General features: G+C 53.4%; 15 protein-coding genes. 2 read left to right on the top strand and 13 right to left on the bottom strand.

Annotation, left to right across the window (positions count from 1 at the left end):
• Nucleotides 1-89: 89 nt before the first annotated feature.
• The 9 genes from HW115_RS10065 to HW115_RS10025 form a co-directional block, all read right to left on the bottom strand.
• Entirely contained in the window at nucleotides 90-1724 is a 1635-nt protein-coding gene (locus HW115_RS10065; RefSeq protein WP_178932503.1) for a hypothetical protein, read from the bottom strand.
• Nucleotides 1725-1895: 171 nt separating this feature from the next.
• Nucleotides 1896-7022, bottom strand: a complete 5127-nt coding sequence (locus HW115_RS10060; RefSeq protein ID WP_178932501.1) for a DNA repair ATPase — start codon at nucleotides 7020-7022, stop codon at nucleotides 1896-1898.
• Between the two features lie 349 nt (nucleotides 7023-7371).
• Nucleotides 7372-7746, bottom strand: coding sequence for a GxxExxY protein (locus HW115_RS10055; protein ID WP_178932499.1), 375 nt, complete (start codon nucleotides 7744-7746; stop codon nucleotides 7372-7374).
• 51 nt (nucleotides 7747-7797) lie between these two features.
• Nucleotides 7798-9870, bottom strand: coding sequence for a flotillin family protein (locus HW115_RS10050; protein WP_178932497.1), 2073 nt, complete (start codon nucleotides 9868-9870; stop codon nucleotides 7798-7800).
• Nucleotides 9863-10615 (bottom strand): OB-fold-containig protein, encoded by a 753-nt coding sequence (locus HW115_RS10045; protein WP_178932496.1) that lies wholly within the window; start codon nucleotides 10613-10615, stop codon nucleotides 9863-9865. The genes HW115_RS10050 and HW115_RS10045 overlap by 8 nt, the downstream gene beginning before the upstream one ends.
• Before the next feature lie 234 nt (nucleotides 10616-10849).
• A complete protein-coding gene (locus HW115_RS10040; protein ID WP_178932494.1) occupies nucleotides 10850-11881 on the bottom strand; it encodes a hypothetical protein in 1032 nt (343 codons plus the stop codon).
• 18 nt (nucleotides 11882-11899) lie between these two features.
• Nucleotides 11900-12451 carry a phage tail protein gene (locus tag HW115_RS10035; protein ID WP_178932492.1) on the bottom strand — a complete coding sequence of 184 codons (552 nt, stop codon included), beginning with the start codon at nucleotides 12449-12451 and terminating at the stop codon, nucleotides 11900-11902.
• A 51-nt stretch (nucleotides 12452-12502) separates the two neighbouring features.
• Nucleotides 12503-13237 (bottom strand): PEP-CTERM sorting domain-containing protein, encoded by a 735-nt coding sequence (locus HW115_RS10030; RefSeq protein WP_178932491.1) that lies wholly within the window; start codon nucleotides 13235-13237, stop codon nucleotides 12503-12505.
• A gap of 60 nt (nucleotides 13238-13297) precedes the next feature.
• Nucleotides 13298-13840: a phage tail protein gene (locus HW115_RS10025; protein ID WP_178932490.1), complete on the bottom strand. Its 543-nt coding sequence runs from the start codon at nucleotides 13838-13840 to the stop codon at nucleotides 13298-13300.
• A gap of 552 nt (nucleotides 13841-14392) precedes the next feature.
• Between HW115_RS10025 and HW115_RS10020 the strand changes: the two genes are divergently transcribed.
• Both HW115_RS10020 and HW115_RS10015 read left to right on the top strand, forming a co-directional pair.
• Nucleotides 14393-14692, top strand: a complete 300-nt coding sequence (locus HW115_RS10020; protein WP_178932489.1) for a hypothetical protein — start codon at nucleotides 14393-14395, stop codon at nucleotides 14690-14692.
• A 15-nt stretch (nucleotides 14693-14707) separates the two neighbouring features.
• On the top strand, nucleotides 14708-15667 hold the full coding sequence (locus HW115_RS10015; RefSeq protein ID WP_178932488.1) for a methionyl-tRNA formyltransferase: 960 nt from the start codon (nucleotides 14708-14710) through the stop codon (nucleotides 15665-15667).
• On the opposite strand, the gene HW115_RS10010 is transcribed toward HW115_RS10015, so the two are convergent.
• From HW115_RS10010 to HW115_RS09995, 4 genes are all read right to left on the bottom strand, one after another.
• On the bottom strand, nucleotides 15648-16862 hold the full coding sequence (locus HW115_RS10010) for a S16 family serine protease (RefSeq protein WP_178932487.1): 1215 nt from the start codon (nucleotides 16860-16862) through the stop codon (nucleotides 15648-15650). The genes HW115_RS10015 and HW115_RS10010 overlap by 20 nt on opposite strands.
• Nucleotides 16863-17148: 286 nt before the next feature.
• Nucleotides 17149-17709 (bottom strand): ribonuclease H-like domain-containing protein, encoded by a 561-nt coding sequence (locus tag HW115_RS10005; protein WP_178932486.1) that lies wholly within the window; start codon nucleotides 17707-17709, stop codon nucleotides 17149-17151.
• 512 nt (nucleotides 17710-18221) lie between these two features.
• Nucleotides 18222-19127: a tetratricopeptide repeat protein gene (locus tag HW115_RS10000; RefSeq protein ID WP_178932485.1), complete on the bottom strand. Its 906-nt coding sequence runs from the start codon at nucleotides 19125-19127 to the stop codon at nucleotides 18222-18224.
• Between the two features lie 18 nt (nucleotides 19128-19145).
• Entirely contained in the window at nucleotides 19146-21038 is a 1893-nt protein-coding gene (locus HW115_RS09995) for a purple acid phosphatase family protein (protein WP_178932483.1), read from the bottom strand.
• Nucleotides 21039-21064: the final 26 nt, after the last annotated feature.

Genomic DNA, 21064 nt, shown 5'->3' with positions numbered 1-21064 from the left:
TTGATGTTGTTAGAATGGGTCGATTGCCGTTCCTGAAAAGATTCGTTCCATTCGTAAGATTGGTGGTTTCTTTTACCTATGTGGAAGGTTTACTTACTTTTGGGGCTGACGGGGATCAGGGGGCTGTTCTCAATCTTGAATGGGAACGCGTGTTGTTTCAGGTCGGTGTAGAGGTCGAGTGCAATCACGCAATCCTCGGGAAGGGTATCGTCGCAAAGGAAAGAGAGCGTGCCCCTTTTTCCCGACCAGGAATAGCCGTGTTCTTTGACTTTGAGTTCGGTGCCGTCTTTATCAAAGAAGGAGACCTTTTTGATGAGATTTCTTTTGAGCTCAAATTGGATTGAGAGCTCTTTTTGACCTTCGTTGTATTTGCTTTCCTTGAATTTGGTGATTTTTGCGCCGTAGTGTTCGCTTTCTTCGCCTTCGGCTACTTTAGCAAATTCCAAGTCGACGGTTTGACTTGAACTTGCGGCCATGCAGATGATCTCACCCTTGAGCATTTTGATTGATGTGGCGCCATCTTCGGGTAGTTGGTCCGTTTGCACTTCGAACCCGAGCAGGGTGCCGTCTTCGCTGAGATCGATGGACCGTGGTTTTTGGTCCCATTTTTTCGTTGAAAGCAGGTCCTGGCCGTTATTCAGGGTGAAGGTTTCGATGGTTCCTTCGTCGGCACTGATGACCGCGCCCGGGAGTTCACCAATCAAGGCAATGGAGGTTCCTTCTGACCAGTTAAAGGCACGAACCTTTTGATCGGGGGCGGGGGTAACGATGCGGATACCTGCGACCTTCAAGGACTTAAACTTGGCTTCTCCGACCATGGGTGCCGGAGGGGTGACGGAGAGCCCCAATTTTTTCATCATCGCGGGAGCCGCTTTCTGCGCTGCCTTGAGCTCTTTTTTGTAGTCGAATGCCGGCTTGGCAGTGGCGGGGAAACTCACTGTGGGATTGATGGAAAAGCCGAACATCTGATGCATCACTTCTGCCGGTGGCTCATCTGTCATGTTGATATCGCCTGAGATGGTTTGCATGATTTTCTCATCAGCCAACACCTTGTCGATTCCATCGAGCATCATTTGTCCTGTCTGGGTGATACTGAAGGATGAGTCCGAGAGCTTTTTAAATCCGCTGGCTTTTTGGCCGGGGATTGGCAGTTGGATGGTGACTTTGGTGCTCATGTCTCCTGCCATTCCGCTGAGCATTCCTTTCATTTGCTGCAGTTGCTGGCGGGTTTTTGCGATGGCAAGTTTCTGCTGTTTTTCGGTCATTTCATCCCACTTCGGCTGATCCTTTTTAGGTTTGGCCTTGTCTCCATTCTTGCTTTCGAGTGCGCATTCTATCGTGACCAATCCATTTTTCTTAACCAGGGTGGGTTTTAAAGTGTTAGAGTCAATGCTGCCCATCTTCAGCTCAACTTTGTTGAGGTCCTTGAAGTAAGCGGTGCCCTGAAATTCGATTTTTCCTTCATCGTTGATCTTGTAGGAGACGTTTGCCCACGCAGCGACGCCTTCGGATTCCTCGATAATTTTAGTGACTGCGTTTTTGGCTTTTTTCTCGGGAGTGAGCTCTTTCTCATTTCCCAGACTGATCACGGAATCCAGTGGGAAGGTCGCTTTGAATTCCACTTTTCCGGTGCCATCCGGATTGATGATGAAGGTTTTCTCTTCTTGAAAACAAGAGGTGAGGAGGAAGGGGAGGAGGAGGCTGATGATGAGTAGTCGTTTCATAAGATTGGGAACCACGAATCGTACGAATCTGCACGAATAGCGGCGTGGGTTGTGATGGTTGACCACGGAATACACTGAATACACGGAAGGTTTGGTGAATTGGATAGAGGTTAAAGAGCCTCCCTTAATTTTCCGTGTCTTCAGTGTGTTCCGTGGTGGATCGTTTATGGTTTAGTCTTTCTGGCGGATTTCCGGTTTGACGTTGATTGGTGGTTTTCTGGAGGTTTTTTCGAGGCCTTCCACGCCGTCTTCTTCTTCGGCGATCAGGTTGATATCGACCTCTACGGGCACGGCACGCAGGCCGGCGATGATCTTTTCGAGCTGGCTGATGGTGTCCTCTGCGAGCGTCTGAGGTTGGGCGTAGTGACTGCCGGCCTTGGCGATCCCCTCTTGGATGGCATCGAGCCCATCGTTGAACATCGTCATCTGGGCGACGACGCGGCCCAGCGGATCGTTTTCGCCAGCGGCACCGAGCACTTTGTTTTTGTTGAAGTCCTTCTTAATCTGCTCCCAGCGCTTGGCTTCCTCCTTGGTGAGAATGCCTTCCATTTCCTTAAACTTCAACAAGTTGGCCTCGGCTCCGGTGGTGAGTGTCTGGGATTCGTTTTCGTAGTGGTCGATGATCAGCTCGCGGACTTCCTCGTGGGTCATCAGTGGCAGCACCTTTTCGGCGATCCGGTTCATGTTCCGGTAAGAACCTTGGAGTTTGAAGGCGGGTTCGGTGCGGTAGGCATCTTCCTGAGCCGCTGAGCGGATATACTGCAGGTTTACACTGAGAATGGTATCGCGCACCGTGTAGAGGTGCTGGGTGGTTTTAACAAACTCATCGATTTCTGAGGCGGTGTAGTTGCCTTCGAAGTCGACTCCTTCCTGGCTGCCGGAGCTGGCGACCTGCATCACGGCGTAGACGTCCTTTTGCGAACGTGAGGCCAGCTTGCTGAGCACGCTGTTGGAGGTCAGCGAGTTTTCGATGTAGGAGGCTTTAAACGACTCGGCATGGCCGCCAATGATGTCACCGAGGTTGTAGGTATCGGCGCGGTTGGCGAGCATGTCCGGGATCTGAAACTTACCGCCGGACTCGGTGTACGGGTTACCGGCCATGACGACCGATACGGTCTTACCGCGCAGGTCGTAGGTTTTTGCCTGACCATTGTAGACCCCTTCGATTTTCCGTTGGGCGTCACAGAGGGAGATGAATTTTTGCAGGAACTCCGGGTTGCAGTGCTGGATGTCATCGAGGTAGAGCATGACGTTGTCGCCCATCTCGAGTGCGAGGTTGAGTTTTTCGACCTCTTCACGGGCTGAGGCGTTGGGTGCCTCGTTCGGGTCGAGTGAGGTAACGGCGTGGCCGATGGCCGGACCATTGATCTTCATGAACGTCAGACCAAGTCGGTTGGCAACGTATTCCATCAGCGTGGTCTTTCCGTACCCCGGAGGGGAGATGAGCAGCAACAGCCCCATGCGGTCGGTGCGGGTATCCACACCGGCGGTGCCCATCTGTTTGGCGAGGTTGTCGCCGATCATGGGCAGATAGACATCATTCAACAACTTATTGCGCACGAAGGCGGACATGACGCGGGCCTGAAACTCGTGCAGGCGCATATCGTCGCGTTTGGACTCGGTGAGTTCTTGTTTGGTTCTTTGATAGGCCTGGAAGGTGGGGACATCCGTGGACTCGAAGGCATCGAGTTTATCCATAAAGGCATTGTAGTGGAGCTGATAATTGCCTTCATCAATGACCGTGTGGGAGCCCAGGAGGCCGTTGATTTCAGTGGCGACCTCGACGTGGTGGACATCCCGCTTCGCTGGTTGCCCCATCAGGAGATGGGCCGCCGCTTCGCGGAATTGGGAATGTAGAATGCTGAGTGTTGAATGAGGTTCTGGCTCTCCGGGCTGGCTGAGCTCGCGGGAGGAGATGATCCAGTCGAGGATCGTCTGGTATTTGGCCTGGCCAGTGAGATTGGCAGTGGATGTCTCGAAGGCGTCCTTGGCACGTTTGGCGGTCAGCGTTTGGTTGAACTTCTGGATGATGTTGTTCGCCTCGGGGGAAACCACAAAGGGGGAGCCAGAGGAAAGTTGGGCGAACAGATACTTCGCGATTTGAAGTTGGAGGTTGGAGTTGAGAGTATTGAGTTTACTCTCCGAGAGGGCTTCGGTGAGCTGGGGCAGGTAGCTCGAAGAGTCGGTGTTGGAGGCGAAGCCGCTTTTCCGCATCTCGCTGATGGAATGAAGCTGGGATTCCAGAATTGATTTTTCAGGTGACTCCCAAGTGTGCCAGAAGAGCATGGCCGCGGCTCGGACGGCTGGTGAGAATCTTAGGAGGCCAATCGTTTTATGAATGGGGAGCAGGGCTTCGAGGATTTTGAAAGCGTCCTGGTCGTGAACGCCTTTGGTGTAGGCCTCAGTGTAACGCTCGGCGGCGAAGCGGCTCAGAGTTTCAAGTTTCAAGTGCTCCGTTTCAAGCGATTGACTGGCTGACCGAAGGTCACCGTCACGAAGAAACTGGTAAGCGAGGTATTCGGCGCGGTAGACCTGTTTGTTTTCCGAGATAACCTCTTGCTCCCAGACAGCGCTGGTTTCGAGGAAGGCGGGTTCGGTGATAGGCTCAAAGAAATCGGTGCCAGCGAGGTGGAAACACATATCCTTGTCGCGGGGGACGATTGAGAGTTGCAGCTCCTGGGTGTTGACGTTGAATTTGTGTTTGCCGAATTGGATGATGTTTTTGCCATCGACGTAGAGCTCCTTGCGGTCCTTGAGCTGTCGGACGGCATCTTCTTTCAGCGTTTTCAGCTGGGTCTGGATGTCGGCGGCTTTGACGGTATCGCCGAGTTCTTCAAGTTGCTCGATGATGTCGCGGACTTTGGATATCATCAGGTCGCCGGCGAAGTAGCCGTTGATCTCATTGATCTCCTTGAAGCCTTCGGCGCGATGTTTGATCCCGGAGAGCACCCGCTCGGCGGATTTGACCAGATTGGCAGCCCGCTTGTTACGTTTTTCCAGCAAGGTGGTCTTGCGGGTTTCAAAGGCGTCGTAGACCTCCTCGCGTTTGGCGGCGAGTTCGTCGGCATACTCATCGAACTCGGCAAATTTTCCTTCGAGTTCCTCGATCTGCACCATGACTTTGGTCAGATACTCTTCGCACTTGTCCGGGTGATCGCAGAGGTCGAGGTAATTGACTACTGCCTGACCGAGCAGTTTCATCTGGGCACCAAACTGGGCCGTGCCCTCCGACTTCGCCAGCGATTGACGTTTGTTTTTCAGTTCGGCGCGAACGGCATTGAGGGTCGAGTAAATACTGGAGATGCTCTCGATGATCGCGGTTGTCTGGGTGGCATCTTCAATTTTTAGATTGCTGACCACATCGATCAGCATTTCGAGTTCGGCGCCGGCGTTGTCGAGTGACTCAGCGGTGTCGTCGGCCTCGGTGACCTTTTTCAATTTTGCAATCGATGCTTTTTGTTCATCGACAGCGGACCGGTAGGAATCGAGAGCTTCCGGCGTGAGCAGGAAATTGACGGTTTTTTGTGAAACCGTCTCAGTGGCGGTGACAACGTCTTGTTCTAAGGATGCAACAAGATCGAGGTCGACGTAGCGGAGGTCGCGCAGGCCGATGATATCTCCACGCAGGGTGCGTAGGCTGGTGAGCTGGTGCACGTATCCCTGGATGTCATCGGGCGGGGAGTGTTCGACCTGACGGATCAGGGTGCGAACGGATTCCTGGGTGGCCGTGGTCTGTTCGCCGGTCGATTGGCGGAGTCGGACCACCTTGTCGAACTCATCGATGGCGGAGTTGGCGGCGGCATTGATTTCCCGTAGTGGATCGGAGAGCTTGTAGGCTTCGTTTTTACTGACCCAGAAATAGGCGTCGTTGATGTCGCCGGTCTTTTTGACCAGATCGAGGTAGAGTCCGGCATAGGAATCCTCTTTTCCTAACAAATTGAGAACCTCGCGGCACTCGGCCATACAGCGGACGATGTCCGGGTTGCCAATTTTGAAGAGAAAGGAATCGTTTTCGGCGGTGATTCGGGCCGAGAACTCGTCGTTGAGGTAGGGGGTTTGCCATGCCTGGATGACATGATGTTTTTGAGGTTCGGGGGGCTTGGCCTCGCCATTGCCGGAGCGCTGTCCCTCGGAGCGGAAGTAGAGTAGTTTGCCGTCGGGGAAGAGTGAGTAACCGCTGCAGATGATCGGGTTTTCCACCGAGCGCTCGATCAAGTTGTAGGAGAGTAGAACGTAATCTCCGCTGGCTCGGTTGTAGAACACAAAGAGGGTGTCTTCGCCGTTGGCGCTGACAATGCGTTTTTCAAAACGCATGTCGAGGATACCGTGGTCGAAGGTTTTGATTTCGCCGCTGAGTTGAAGGTAGCCGTTGGCAAAGATCAGTCCGTGCTCGTCGGGGAGCAGGACGCAGGAGTGGCCAATGGCATCGAGTCGGTGGACATCCTGGGTTTTTTCGTTATAGACGAGGTAGCGGTAGTCTTCCTCGCGGTAGGGGAGGATTTTAAGTAGGATCAGGGGACCGACGCTGGCGTAGAAGATCTCGGCATCGTCGAGTGTTTGGTCGAGGTCGGAGACTTCTTCTTCGTAGATGCCTTTGCCGTCTGAGGTATTATCCTCGACCTTGATGGTGAGGTCGCCACCGACGGTTTCGACAAAGATCCGGTCGTCGATCGAAATGTGTGGGTGTTCGCCGCCGCGTTGCATATCGCGGTGGGCGCGGATCCATTCGAATTCCTGCTGGGGTGGGAAAAGATACTCGTGGTCGAAGCGGTTGCCGAGGTATTCGAGTGAGCCATCACCATTGATGAGCCACTTGAAGGTTTTGATGTCGTCGATCGCTTTGCCGATCCGCATGCCCATGTAGAGGTGCGGGCCGATGAGCATGAATTTTACAAAGGTCGTTTGTTTGTAGTACTTGTAGAGGTACTGGAAGTCTTCGGCGAACTCGGAACCAAAGATGGCGACTTCATCGAGCTTGGAGAAAGCATGGGATTCCGGGTCGTATTCGTAGATGTCGAAAACGTCGGACGGGTGGGTGGTTTTTTTCAGCCCGAACTGGATGTTGTAGCCGAACAGGAATCGATTGGCCCCGATCGATACCATATCGCGCGGCACGCAGTTGTGCTCGGTGCTGATGCGCTCGGTGGCGATGAGGGCGGGGTCGATTGCACCAAAGATCTGCTTCCGGTCGGTGTTGAGTTTTTCGATCCGTTCACGCAGGTCCAGGCCATGTTTTTCCATGCGCCCACGGATGACCTCGTAGGCACCACTTTCTAGCTGTTGCTGTTGATCTGACATTTTTAGTTAACCACGGAACACACTGAATACACGGAAAGTGCAGGGGTTGATGGCTTGGGATGATTATTTGAAACCTTGAATCGGGTGGATGTTTCGAATCGTGGTTGTTGAGAGTGAGTGTTCAATGTTAACCACGGAACACACTGAATACACGGAAAGTGCAGGGGTTGATGGCTTGGGATGATGGCTTGGGATGATTATTTGAAACCTTGAATCGGACGGATGTTTCGAATCGCGGGTGTTGAGAGTGAGTGTTCAATGTTAACCACGGAACACACTGAATACACGGAAAGTGCTATGGTTGCGTGGGTCATTGAGAATGATGGGATGCTCAGAATATACGGAAGTTTTACAGAATGATGCGTTCGATTTCTATTTTGGGGTGATGGCTAAAGTTGACTAGGAAACCGAGACGTTTCCGGGTGGCTTTGAGGTAGTTGTGGAGTTGGGCTCGGTGTGAGTCGCCAATGTTTTTTGCAGCTTTGATTTCTAGGATGATTTCTCCGTAGCAGATGAAATCGGGCTTGTAAGTTTGTCTGAGAGTTTTTCCCCTGTAGCCCAGCTCAAGAGTTGGTTGGGCTACATAGGGAATGTTTTGATGCTCAAATTCAATTTCCAAGCACTCTTGGTAGACATCCTCTAGGAATCCACATCCTTTGTCCCGGTAGACCTCGAAACACGCCCCACGGATTGCATAGCTTTCCTTTTCAAACAGCAAGCTCATGGCAATAATTTCCGTGTATTCGGTGTGTTCCGTGGTCGAATCCTATCCAGGTTAGAGGAAGTTTTTGGCGGGTTGGTCTTTGATGTTGAAACGTTCGGCGGCGTTGAGGAATGAGAGCAGCTGGGTGCGCTTTTCACCTTCGGCCATTGGGACCAAGCTGCCGAGCAGAGCGCCGACAGAGAGGTTTTTAATGTCCTCGGTTTCGACACCAAACTGGTCGAGCCACGACTGGATCTGGGACTTGTAATACTCCGGGTCGCCGTTGAAGAAGGTCTCCTTGACATCGCCCAGCACCCGGGAGTTGTCGACGGTGCGGTCGACGGCCTTACCGGTGGTGATGGCATTGGTGATGCGGTCGAAGAACTGAGTCTCGCCACCGACGATGTCGATGTTGGCGGACTTGAGGGCTTCTCCCACCACGACTGCCTGCTGTTCGGCAATCTGGCGTTGGACGTCGATCGCGGCGAGCTCCACAGCTTTTTCCTTCTCGAGTTCCAGTTTGAATTCTTCGTGTTCCTGACCGGCTTCTTCGAAGAGTTTCATGGCATCGGCCTTCTTGTGGATACCATCGGCCTCGGCCTCGAACTTGAGGCGGTCGACGGTGGCTTCGGCGGTTCCTTGTTTCTCGGTGGCATCGGCCACGGCGAGCATGACCTCGGCTTCACCCAATCCGACGGCGGCGGCCTCCTTGGCGGTGGCTTCGGCGAGCATCTTCTTGGCGAGTGCTTGTTTCTCGGCGGCGGTTTGTTCGGCTTCGGCGGCAACCACGACCTCCTCGGCGTGGAGTTCGGCGGCTTGTTTGGCGGCTTCGGCGGCTTTGACCCGCTCGTAGAGCTCCTGATCGGCGCGCAGCTGGGCAGCCTCTTTCTGGGCTTCGGCTTTTTTGATCTGCTCGATCAAAACTTCCTGGGCTTCGGCTTCGGCGAGGGTGACTTTCACCTGCTTGGTCCGGTCGGCACCGGCAAAGGCTTCGGTGTCTTTGATTTTCTCTTGTTCGATCACCACGGTTTTTTCCACGGCGACACGCTCTTTGATGACATCCTGGATTTCCTTCCTCTGCACCTCGACGGCTTTATCTTTCTCGATGTCCTTGAGTTCGGTGACGCGGGCGCGTTCGATCGCTTCAAGTTCCTGATCGCGTTTGACGCGTTCGAGTTCGACGGCGTCGGTTCGCTCCTTGTTCCGAAGGGCAACCAGCACCTGGCGTTGTTTGTTTTCCTCGGAAATTTGGATTTCCTCTTCGGCGGCGATGCGTGCCTGCTCGGCCTTTTGGCGTTCTTCTTCCTGGACTTTCAGGGCTTCGGCCTGTTCGCGTGCCTGGACGGTATCGACTTCCCGCTGTTGTTTGGCTTCGGTTTCAGCGAGTTGGCGTTCGAGTTCGAGGATTGCCTCGCGTGCCTCGACGTCTTGTTGTTTGATCACCTTCTCCTTGTCTCGTTGAATGTTGTTGGAGAGTTTCGCCTGGGCGGCGGTGAGGTCGTGAATCTTTTTGATACCTTCGGCATCGAGGATGTTATCGGGGTCGAGGGCCTCGATGGGTGTTTGTTCAAGGTAGTCAATGGCGGCGTCATCGAGCACGAAGCCGTTGAGGTCGGTGCCAATACATTTCAGGATTTCATCACGGAAGGTGTCCCGCTCTTCGTAGAGCTGGATGAAATCGAATTTCTTACCGACAGTTTTCAGGGCCTCAGAGAACTTGGCATCGAAGAGGACGCGGATTTCCTGTTCGGACGATGCACGGTCGCAGCCAATCGATTCGGCGACGCGGACGACTTCTTCGCGCACGTTGTTGACCCGGACAAAGAAGGCAACCTTGATATCGGCCCGCATGTTATCCTTACAGATCAGTCCGTTTTTACCGGTCCGGTCGATTTCGATGCGTTTCAGTGAGATGTCCATGAGTTCGGCGCGGTGGACGACGGGGTAGACCATCATGCCGGTGAAGGTAACCTTGGTTTCACCTAGTCCGGTGCGGATCAAGGCGGTTCCCTTTTCCACTTTACGGAAACAATTGACGAAAGCGAAAATGACGGCGATGGCAATAACGCCGAAGACGATGGGCACTCCAACACCGAGACCTTTGATGATGTCCCAGAGTCCTGCGATTAGTGTTATATTATTCATGGTTTTCTAGTTGGGATGGTTGTGATGTAGTTGTTTGATGCTGGGTTGTTTGTTTTTCTGTTGATTCTTGTTTTTCCTGAGAGGGGGTGGCGCTGCGGACGAGGAATAAGTTTTTCTCCTTATCCTTACTGAAGACCAGAACCTGGTCGCCCCGAACCATGGACTCGTGATCGTCAGCCATGCGGCAGTTGACGATGGCGGGGGCTCCGTTATCCCGTGGGATTTCGACCTGACCGTATTTGGTGTCGATGACCCGGGATTTGACGGTGCCGACCCGGCCAATCACCGGTTCGTCATCGTTTTCCCCTTTTTTGAACGCATTAAAAAACGGACGGAAAGGCTGGGTGGTGATTTTGACCATCAGGCAGCTGAGGAAGAAATTGCCGACGATCAGTCCAGAGGCAATCAGCCAGGAGTGATTCGGGTTGAAGGCGGCATTGGAGATGATGGCGAAAGTCCACATGAACAAGGTGAGAAAACTCAGCACCATCATGACCGGCACATCGGTGGCATTGACAAATTTGAGGATGGTCATCATGAAACCTCCAGAACCGGGGGTGACATCCGTATCCAGATCGGCATCGAGGTCTGCATCCACATCGGCGTCGAAATCAAAATCGAAGTCGAGTGACTCGAAATCGATGGTTCCGATGACGGCCAGAATCCAGAAAACGATGACCAGACCCAGCGCAACGGTGAGTGGCAGGTTGTAGGAGAGTATCGCTTGTTCCCAGATTTCCTTCACAGTGCGTGCATCAAAGACGAAAACCAGGTTTGAGGCGATTATAAATGTTGGGGAATTTTACAGAGCCGGCCGTGTCCTGAGGGATGAGAGCAATGAGCGAGCACATGGGGCTTTGGTTTCCGGGCAAGAGGCCAAAAAATGCCTGTGCCCCGGGGTGGGCACAGGCTGGGGGAAGGGGGTTTTGGTTTTGCGCCAAAGGCGCAGAGGGGGAGTGCCACGTGGTACTTAGGAGCATCAAGCACTCAGTTGGCAGGCGCGACGCCAGGTCGCGTGGGGAGAGATTCGCTTGGAATGCGAACCGGGGTTTAAGAAGTGGGCTTGGAGTGTCTGGTTATTCGCTCCATCCGGGCAAACGGCGATGAGGGCTGCGTGCCAGAGGCTTTCCTGATCCTTTCTTCGCAGAGCCTTTGGTTTGAGTTGTTTGAAGCAGGTAATGAGATCCTGAGTGCGAATCGACAACACCTGACGAAGTGACTCAGCAAGTAGTGGGCTTTGCAGCAGCGAGATGATGGCGGGCTCCTCCAGGTAGAAGCTAAGGTCGGTCAGGTGGCTCAGTAAGCAGGCGGTGATGGTATCCGGGTCCTCAGGTTGGGTATTCTTCAGGGTGTGCCGCCATTCGTTAAGGATGGCTTCCGGCGTCTCAAGCTCCAGGATGGAGGCGTCGAGCATACCTTTGAGAATATCCTGGAATTGGTAGGAAACTCCGGCTGGCAGGACCTTTTTGAGTATGATCTTGTTGCCGACAACCGTGCGTTTGAGGTCGCTGAGTTTTCGGGATTGGTTGTCCCAAGTAAGGTAGTCGTGGGCATAGGCTGCGGTGCTGCTTTCCGGTCCTACTCCATAGCGGTGAATGGTTTCTTTTTGCTGTGAGAATTCTTCAGCATGCTGGTTGAAGATGGTGTATTCGCGTCCTGAGTAGTGGAATGCGAGTTGGTTGCCATCGGCGTAAACCTGATTGAATGGTAACCCTGCCGTATGGGTGAGGGCTCGGGTCAGGCTTTCGGTGGATGCAATGCAGGCAAGGATCTGAACCGGGGTGTTTTGTTGGCCTCCGGTGGCTTCTACCGCGGCACTGATACCACAAAGGCAGGATTGGCTGGCATAGCGGTCCACGAATGACAGGACTTTTTGCAGGCTACGACGGGCTTGGCCGCTGCGGCGGTGTGAGCTGGTATCGGCGAGTAATAACTGTGGCGAGGCCAGGCCTGCACCGGAGACCCAGCCAAGTCTGTGAAGAAAATGTCTTCGGGTTTGTGATGTGCGCATGGTGATGGGGGCTTGGGATTAACTACGTGATGGGAATGTGCCTTGAAGGGCGATGATGTAATTGACCGCAAGGTAGGGTTGCATATTGGTGTGTGGCTGGGAGCCGCCGGTGTTGTCCGTGGTGCCGGTGATTGAGCTGTCGCCCATGTTGGCGTTGGCTGCTCCTTCGAAAAAAGCATCTTCGTTACCCACGCCGAAGACAGTGCCGGACGGATCATCGGTGTCAGCAGCCTGAGTGCTGACTCCTACCTTCAGATTCGAGGCAGTGTGATGGTGTGATGGAATTTGGTTGGCGGTCAGGGTGACCTGTTCAACCCCGGATTTTTGTCCCAATGGGCGAGGGGTCAGTCCCGGGCCCGCGCTGGCGTTTCCAGAGTGAATAGCGGCTCGTCCACGGAGGTCGGGCAGACCAAACGAAGTGCGTCCGTCGCCCCCGTAGGTGGTGCCCAGCAGGGAGAAGAGCGCTTGGTAGTTGTTGATGGCGAGCAATTGGCCATTGCAAAAGGCCCAGCCGCGAGGTGCAAAATTGCCCCCGAACATTTTAATTTCTGCGAGAAAAGGATCAGCCATGGTTGTGTGGGATTAGTGGGTTATTCTGGATGTTAATCGAATCGATGGGTCTTATTTTTTGCGACGGAAGATCAAGATGGATCCTGCCAGTCCGAGCAGCATGGTGGAGGAGGGTTCAGGGACGGTTCCTGAGGTATCAACCTCCGCAGAGAGGGTGCCGCTGACCCAGAACTCTTCATTCGCTGAGTCGGAATGGGCGGTGATTTTTACAGTGACGCCGGTATTGGCGGTGGTGGGAGAGGAAAGCTGGAACGCGTAAGGTGCAAGCGGATTGATGGCTGGGCCGTCACCGATGTTGTCTGCATTGGTGTCCTCGGCCAGCGATGTAGTGCTGGTAGGATTATTGGGTCGAAACTCGATGCTATCTGCGATGAGTCCGTCGATGAAGAGTTCGAGTTTGATGGAGTCCGAGGCATCCCATGAGGTGCTGTCACGCGCGGCAATGGAGCCATTGAAAATGATGCTGCTCATGGGGGGAGTGGCTCCTCCGGGAAGGGGGAGTGACCACTCAGCGGTCCGGTCGGCGGGCAAGGCGCCTCCGTCGTCGAGGTCGCGCCCTGCGAGTGCCCCTTCGGGAGGTGTTGTAGTGTTGGGTGAGAAGGTGTTGCCGGCAATCAGACCGCCAGTAACAATGCCGAAGTAGTCGCCAACTCCGTCACTGAAGCCGCCGGTTTCGCCAACGGTCGGTATGCTGCTGGAAATGAGGGCGGCATGGGATAAGCCAACGCCGAGGGCGGTGGTCATAGCGATACTGAGAATGTTTTTGTGATTTGTTAATGCGTTCATTCGTTTGGATTGGGTTTTATTAAAGAAGTAAAAAAAGTCGTTAGTTTGTTTTGGTTTGATCTAACTTCTTGATGGGTAGATTCCTAGCAAGGCGATGATGTAGTTGGTGGCGAGGTAAGGTTGCATGTTGGTGTGGGATTGGTTTCCACCTGTAAAGTCCGTGTTGCCGGTAAGGGAGGTGTCATCCATTGTGGCGTTGGCGGCTCCTTCAAAAAAGGCATCTTCATTGCCGACTCCGAAGACGGCTCCTGAGGGGTCGTCGGTATCTGCTGCCTGGGTGCTGACACCTACCTTCAGGTTGTTGACTGTATGGTGATGTGAGGGGATTTGAGTGCTGTTTAAAACAACCTGTTCGCTGCCCCCTCGTTGGCCAAGGTTGTAGTTGGCTAGCCCCGGGCCACGACCCGATGAGATGGGGGTGCGGCCGCGAAGGTCGGGTAGGGCGAAGGTGGTGCGGCCGTCACCTCCGTAGATGGTGCCGAGGATGGAGAATAAAGCGGAGTTGGATGAAATGGCAAGGGTTTGACCGTTGCAGAAAGCCCAGCCGCGCGGGGCGAAGTTGCCTCCAAACATTTTAATTTCAGCAATGAGGGGTTCAGACATGGATTCTTGAATTAATGGTTTAGTTGGTTGATGGGTTTGGATTTGCTTTGAGAGGAGGTCAATTGTTCCTCTTTCACCGGGCACAGTGGTGCCATGCAGGGAATGTTCCTGTTGAGTTTGCGCCAGTTCAGTAGTCTGAGCGTCAACAATCGACCATGCGCCTATCGTTGGTTTATCGCTAGTTTATCGAAAGCGATTGGCTGCGATTTGCGGCGATGGGATGCGATTGGTGTTGGTTTAGTATGACCGGGGGTTCAGTACACTAGCGCACAGTGCCTATGCCAGGCGGTGTGGGGTTTGAAAAAATAAGCAGTTCGATGTTTTGTTTGCGAGTGGGGTTTGGTTGGTGGTTTTAGTTAGGTTGTCCTTGGTCCTGTAATACAGGGTTCACATAGAACATGATAGAAAATGTTAGTTTGTTTGGTGAGGACTCGCCGAACTTAATGTAATGAAGGTGAGTGTCTAGAAAAAAGATGTTCGCTTGTGTGACGATTTGTGATCGATTGACTTATTGACAAGCTTGTCGGAGTGGTGGATAGATCGGGAATGCATATGGAACACCACAAAAATCGAGTCGGTCGAACCTATCAGATAGCTTGCAAAAAAAATTTATTGTTGGTGCTGAAAGAGGTGGTGGTTTTGCCTGAGCGTGTTGGAGATTTGCCTGAGGGTGTTTCGAGTCAGCCGTATGTGTTTGTGTTTCATGGTGATTTTCGCCCTGAGGTGGACGGGGGTGTTGTTGCGTGGAGATGCGTGGAAAGCGAAGAATGTGGGGTGTTCAATCTACAAGCTGAGAAGATGTTGGAGGATGGGGGTGAAGCGAAGTGTCAGTATGTTGCGATTGTCGGGTAATCAAAAAAACGGATCATGAAAATAGTATTATTCTGTAATCATGGCGTGAGTCAGCTGGCTCTCGTGAGATTGCTACAGCGGAAGGTGTTGGCTGGTGTGGTGGTTTCTGATTACGGACATGCGTATGCGCTGGAAGTGCGGGGGGTGGCCGAATCGGCAAGGATTCCCTTTTTTGTCTGTCAGAAAAATAAGTTGGAATGCAATTTGATGGCGTGGCTGAAGGATGTAAATCCTGAGGCCATCGTTGTTATGACCTTTCCTTACCGGTTTCCTGACTGCGTGTTAGCTTTTCCAGCGCAAGGGTGCTGGAATGTTCACCTCGGCCAATTGCCATTCTATCGGGGACCAGACCCGGTGTTTTGGCAGATGAGGAATGGAGAGAAGGGTGGGGGCTTAACTCTGCACAAGATGGAGAGGATGTTCGATTCCGGAGAGGTGTTATGGTCGCATTCCTTGGATTTCACGGAGCATGACGTGTTGGGAACGCATCTGGCCAAGTTGGCACATGGAGGTCCGGCGGCAATGGATGCGTTGTGTGAGTATTTGGAGCGAGGCGAGGGAACCTTATGTGAGCAGGATGAAGCAGTTGCAAATTACCAGACCCGCCCGGCCGGTACGGATTTGCAGATTGACTGGGAGCAGATGGATGCGGATGAAATAGATCGTCTGGTCCGAGCCTGCAACCCTTCCTATCCGGGAGCAGAAACAGGCATACGTATGGTTCCGTTATGCTTGCATGAGGTAACTGTGATCTCTTTATCGGATCCACCTGATGAGCCTGCAGGAACGGTTGTTGAGGCTCAGGGCGATCCGAACTTGTATATTCTCTGCAGGGATGCCGCTTGTCTACGGGTGGACGTGGTCTCTTCTCGTGACCTCCTGTGTACCGGTGTTCGTTTTCGTCAGTTGTTTCAGCTGAAATCGGGGGAGCGCTTTGAAACGCTTGAGGGGGCGGCTATTGGTAGTCTTCCATGATTTCTTCGCGAACTTGCGGATTGTTGAAGAGTTTTTTGCGTTCGGATACCACGGTTTCGATCATGGAGGTTAGCTTTTCCTGAAGTTGTTGGTTGAAGATTTTCCGGTTGCGTACGTCTTTGATAAATTCAGCGAGATCGACGTAGGCGTCGGTGCAGGGGATCGTTCGCTTGTCGAGTTTGGTTCGCAGTCGTCTGAATTCGTAGATTAGTTCGGTGAGGACGTCTTGATCGATGCGGCTGGTTGAGAAGCTATTGTCCTCGAGAATGGATCCGAAGTTTTCGTGAGCGGCATTGATGCAATTGATGGATCCGACGAGTGAGAGCCGTTGAGGTCCTTTTTTCAGACCATGAAGCAGGAGATTTTTTGCAGACAGGTGGTGGGGTGCAAGTGTGATGACCTGCCGCAATTTTGCCTGTACTTTACTGTTATAGATGTATTTCTCATTTTTATTGAGTGCCTTTTGCACCAGGGCAAACTCATCGATGGCTTTTTGTATGTTTTCCTTTCTTTTCGATTTGGCGAGTTCGAGAGCTTCATCGAAGGTTTCAACGGAGAAGATTTGTATAGCATACAGAGGTTTGAGTCCTTTGATGATGTAGGAGTCGGCAACCGCTGCCTGATTTCCTTTTGGGATGGTGACGATGGTGCATTGTTTTTTTATGGCCCCTTTGATCTTTGATTGAACACCTCCCACAGCGCGGACATCTCCGGTGGCAGTCATGTCGCCGGTGGCGGCAAAGCCCTGATCGAGCTCGTTTCCGGATAGAATGGAGTCGGCCATTAGTGCGCAGGCAACGGCTGCGGATGGGCCGTCTTTGGGGGAATACTTGTTTGAAAATGCAAATTCAATCCGCATGCCTGTAGGGAGACGTTTGGCGTATCGAACCCGGATGAATTTTTCGACCTCTTTGGTGGCCGAGTCCATCATGCTGCCAACGGATTGGTTAAAGCCGATTTCGAAGTCGGCTTTTTTTTCAATCACGGTGGCGTTCATTTGAGCCGCCGCACCAGCATATTTGCCGTTACTCATTTTCATGACCAAGAGCCCTTTGATCTCGGTTTGTTGGAGTCCGGTGTGGCTATGGTTGGTTTCCGTGCTTGGAGCCGGATCAGTTTGGCCGTTGCTGAGTGATGTGAGTAAGAGACTGAGTCCCCAGATAGGAAAAAGGCGTGACAATGTGAAAGAAGCCATATCGATGGCTTGAATCTCTAACGTAAGCTATGTGACAGGTCAAGGTCGAATCGTTCGGTGAACCCCAGGGCGAATATACTCGGGGCTAACAGCCTTCGGCGCTGACAGGATTCACATGATCGAAGAGGATTTACAGGATTTTTTGAAGTGAGCGATAAGTTTTGGGCAAACCTTGATCTTTGAAAATTACAAATCCTGACTATCCTGTTAGCGCTGCAGGTATCACCGAGATAATCTCCCTAATGCAGGAGCCCTGCGGTGGGGCCACTTCTTTGTGCACTGGTGGTTAGGACCAGTCGACTTTGACCTCGGCAATATTGCCGGATCGGTCGGAGTACTTGAGCAGGCCATTGTTGACACCGTATTCGTGGACCTCTTTGGTGCATTTGACGTCGTAGCAGCAGTATTCGGCGATTTTCATCATGGGCTCCGGGTTGCCGGTTTTTTTGTATTCCTGCCACCAGCGCAGGGCGTCCAGTCCGTCGGCGGTTTTGCCCATGCCGAGTGAGGCGGAGGCAATCGCATCGAGTTTTAATCGGTGGCCGAGCAATTGTTCGACTTCGATGAGCATATCGAGGTTCACGGTGGTGCTGGCGAGATCGAGGATGGTGTACCCTTGCAGCACGGGGTAATCGAAATACATGTGGTTGTAGCCGACGACGAGGTCTGCCCGGGTGAGCATGTTGACGAGCTCGTCGGTTTGGTCTTCGCCGAAGATGTGGTATTCGCCGGTGCGGGTAGAGTAGGCGACACCGACCGAAATCCCCATTTTGTCTTTATTGGCAGCTCCGCCGACGTCGCCGAAGCTGCGTTGGGTTTCGAGGTCGAAATAAACGATGTCGCGCATGAGGAAAGTTTTAGGTGAGGGGTGAAGAATGGGCAAGGAGGAAGATGGGGTGGATCAAGGTTCTATGCGAGGACGTTTGGTTGGCGGCTAATACCACTCCGCAAAACAGACGAGACGATTGATCGTTGTTGAGGTATTTGGAAAAGCACTGCGTGATGCATGAGAGTTCCGGATGAATGACTCCTTTGGCTTTGTTTCTCCTTAGTCATGGTGCCCGCACCATTCCTTCGTCGCGCCTTACCAAAGAACTCATTCATCTCGGCTATCGTCCCGTCTGTTTTACTACTTGGTATTAGTTTCCGAAGAGCCAGCCGAGAATGATGACGATAAAAATGAGCAGGATTGTGATGGGCAGGGTCCATTTGGAGGGTTTGGCGATCATGGTGGGCTGTGGTGATGCGGTGTGGAGGGGAGGCAGATTTCCAATCTGTCGGCAATCCAGGGAAAGGGAGCAAGGGAGGGCGAGCGAATGTATATTCTGCACAAAGCGGACGGTAGATGAACGATCCGCCCTACTTGTTGGGGATGTGTCTGCTGGCCCGGCTGATGATCCATCGAGGAGCGTGGTGGGCATGGAGTTGTTGAATGGATCGGGCTGACTGGTCTTGCTCACCGAGGAGAGAATAGGCGACCGCTTGGTCGGCGAGTAACAGCAGGTCGGGGCGTTGGGGATTGAGCCGGGCTGTGATTTCGGCGAGGGCCGTTTTGAGGTCGGCGGTAGCTTCCTGCGTTCGGTTGAGCCCTTGCAGGCTGCGGGCACGTTTAATGAGATAGGAGGACGTCCAGCGGCGGTCTTCGAGCTCGCGGTTGATTTCAACAAGGGCGGAATGGAATGATCCGGCGTCGATGAGGGCATCGATCCAATGATTTTTAACGACAGCGCTCGGGTGATGTTTCAAGCCGGAGGCGAGGTCATCGATCCGTTGTTGGTGTTGGCCGAGGTGGCCCTGGCTATGGGCACGGAGCAGATACCAGTCGATTTCTCCCGAGGGGATGAGTTGGAATGCTTGCTGGATCGATTTGAGTGCTTGTTGGTGCTGGTTGAGCGCCTGATAGGCCTCGGCGCGTAGCTGGTGGATTTCCGCCTGTTGTTCCGGGGTGGTGGCCAGAGGCAGGGCCTGAGCCAGCGTGTGCAGGGTGTTGCGGTTGTGGCCAGCTTCGAGTTGGGTTCGGGCGAGCTCCAGTCGGAACCCGAGTTGATCGGGAGCGGCTTGAATGGCGGTTGTGAGGTCGGTGATTGCCGATGAGTGTTGGTTCAGTGCCCGTTTGGCGATTGCGCGCTGGTGGAGTTGGGCCGGCGTGAGTTGGGCGTGTTGATTGATCGCTTCAATCGTGTGTTCCGGGCTCTCATGAGCGTGAACTAAGGACGCGCAGAGCGCCAGAACGAGAAAGACGGAAGTTGGTTTGATCGGTCCCATGGGACATCTTGCTGGAGACTATTTAGTCTTTAGGATCAGCGTCGGGTGAAGGCTGAGGTCGGAGCTATTCAGGTTACGGTTGTGTCCTTCGATGGCGATGGTGTTATTGCCTTCCTTCAGCAGTGAGGCGAAGGGGGAGAGATCGAACTGATCGAACTTGACGGCATCGTGGTGGGCCACACCCTTGGCCTCTTTCCCGCGACCTTTTTTGACATTCTGGCGGAAGGCTTCCTTGCCATTGAGGTAGAGGATGAAGCCGTCGTCGTAGTTGATGGACAACCAGAGTTTTTTGGCATCTGCGGCCTTTTTTAAGGTGAAGTTTTTGCGGATGTAGATGCAGTTTTGCTTTCCTTGGATGTTGGTGATGGTGGTGTCATCGTTGTCACCGTAGCCGAATCCGGCGCGCCCGGTTTTCCAGGTTGAGGTATTGAACCCCGGCTTGGCCCATTCGGCAGCGGGGTGACCTTCGGAGAGGTATGACCAGCTGGCATTTTTCGGGATTAGATAGGTGCCGGCGGTCAAATCGGTGGGGCTCCAGGGTTTGGCGATCCGGGTTGGGGTGACGGCTTGTTTTTTCTCGATTTGGAATTCATCGGCAACCTTGCCTGTTTTATCGAGCATGATGGCACTCAGGGTATCACCTTTGACCCAGACCAGTGTGGAGCCATGTTCGAGGATACTACGCTTCATGATGGGAGAATATCCTTTGCGGCGGAGCCCCTGGCCACCGTGGCCGGTGACAATCTGGATTGTTCCTTCGTTGGGTTTCAAGCCCGGGCTTTTTTGGTAGGACCCGTCACCCTGATGGTGGCCGTCACCGTCATCGAGGACATGATTTTCCGCGGTGGTCGGGGTGTCGTAGGCACCGTCGATGAGCATGGAACGTTCGTAAATATGGGAGTGACCGGTGAGGACGAGATCGACTCCGGAGGACTCGAGAATCGGCATGATGTATTCACGCATTTCGATGAGTTGCTTTTCTTTATCGGAGTCGTGACTTCCCTTGGTGTAGGGTGGGTGGTGCCAGAAGGCGACGATCCAGTCGGACTTCTTCGAGGAGGTTTTGGCGAGGTCTTCCTTGAGCCACTGCGCCATGGTGGCGGTGGGTTTGCGGTCGAGGTCGTGGGAGTTCAAAACGATGAAATGGACGCGTCCGTAGTCGTAGGAGTAGTAGGCTTCGGTGCCGGAGGGGACGCCGCCGGCTTCTCCCTTGGTTGGTGAGACATAGGCGTCGTAATACGGGCCGACTCCGGTTTTGCCGTTGGAGGTGTAACCTTCGTGGTTACCCATGGCGGGCCAGCAGACGGTGTTGCGCAGCGTTGGTTGGTAAATTTGGAAGAATTTCGATTGGAATTCGGGGTCTTTGCCGGACCCGTATGCCATGTCTCCGACGTGCAGATACATATCCAGTGTGAGTTTGTGTTTGGCGTTGTAGTCGAGCATCGCCTGGAACACTTTTTTCTGATAGATGCTGCCGGTGCCGGAATCGCCGACAGCCCAAAAGTAGAGGTCGCGCGGGCTGCCTGGTTTTGGGTGGGTGCGGAAGGTGTAAGTGCCGTCGTTGGGGGTGAGGCGCTTTTGGCCGTCAAAAACGGCGTAGTGGTAGAGGGTATCCGCTTTGAGTCCGGAGACCTTGGCTTCATACTGGAAGGTCCCTTTGGGGGCGTCGAATAGGGGGGGCGTGCTTGCGTCCTTGTTGTCTTTTTTGGTTTGCCGCGTCAGGACGGTATCCGAGCTTTCCCCTAACTGCTCCGCGCTCAGGCCGTAGCGGATGCTTGGCTGGATTGCGTTATCGGTGCGCCAAACGATATGGATTGAGCTGTCGTTGGCGAGTTGGAGGTAGGGGGTGCGGGTGATTTTTGCCTGGACCAGGGTGGCGGTGGCGGCGAGGAGAATGATGATGGATCGCATGGTGAAAGTTCCGGATAGTGGGTGAA

Origin of the sequence: Oceaniferula marina, from assembly GCF_013391475.1 — a bacterium.
Classification (GTDB): Bacteria; Verrucomicrobiota; Verrucomicrobiia; order Verrucomicrobiales; family Akkermansiaceae; genus Oceaniferula; species Oceaniferula marina.
This window is presented reverse-complemented; position numbering and strand designations above follow the sequence as displayed.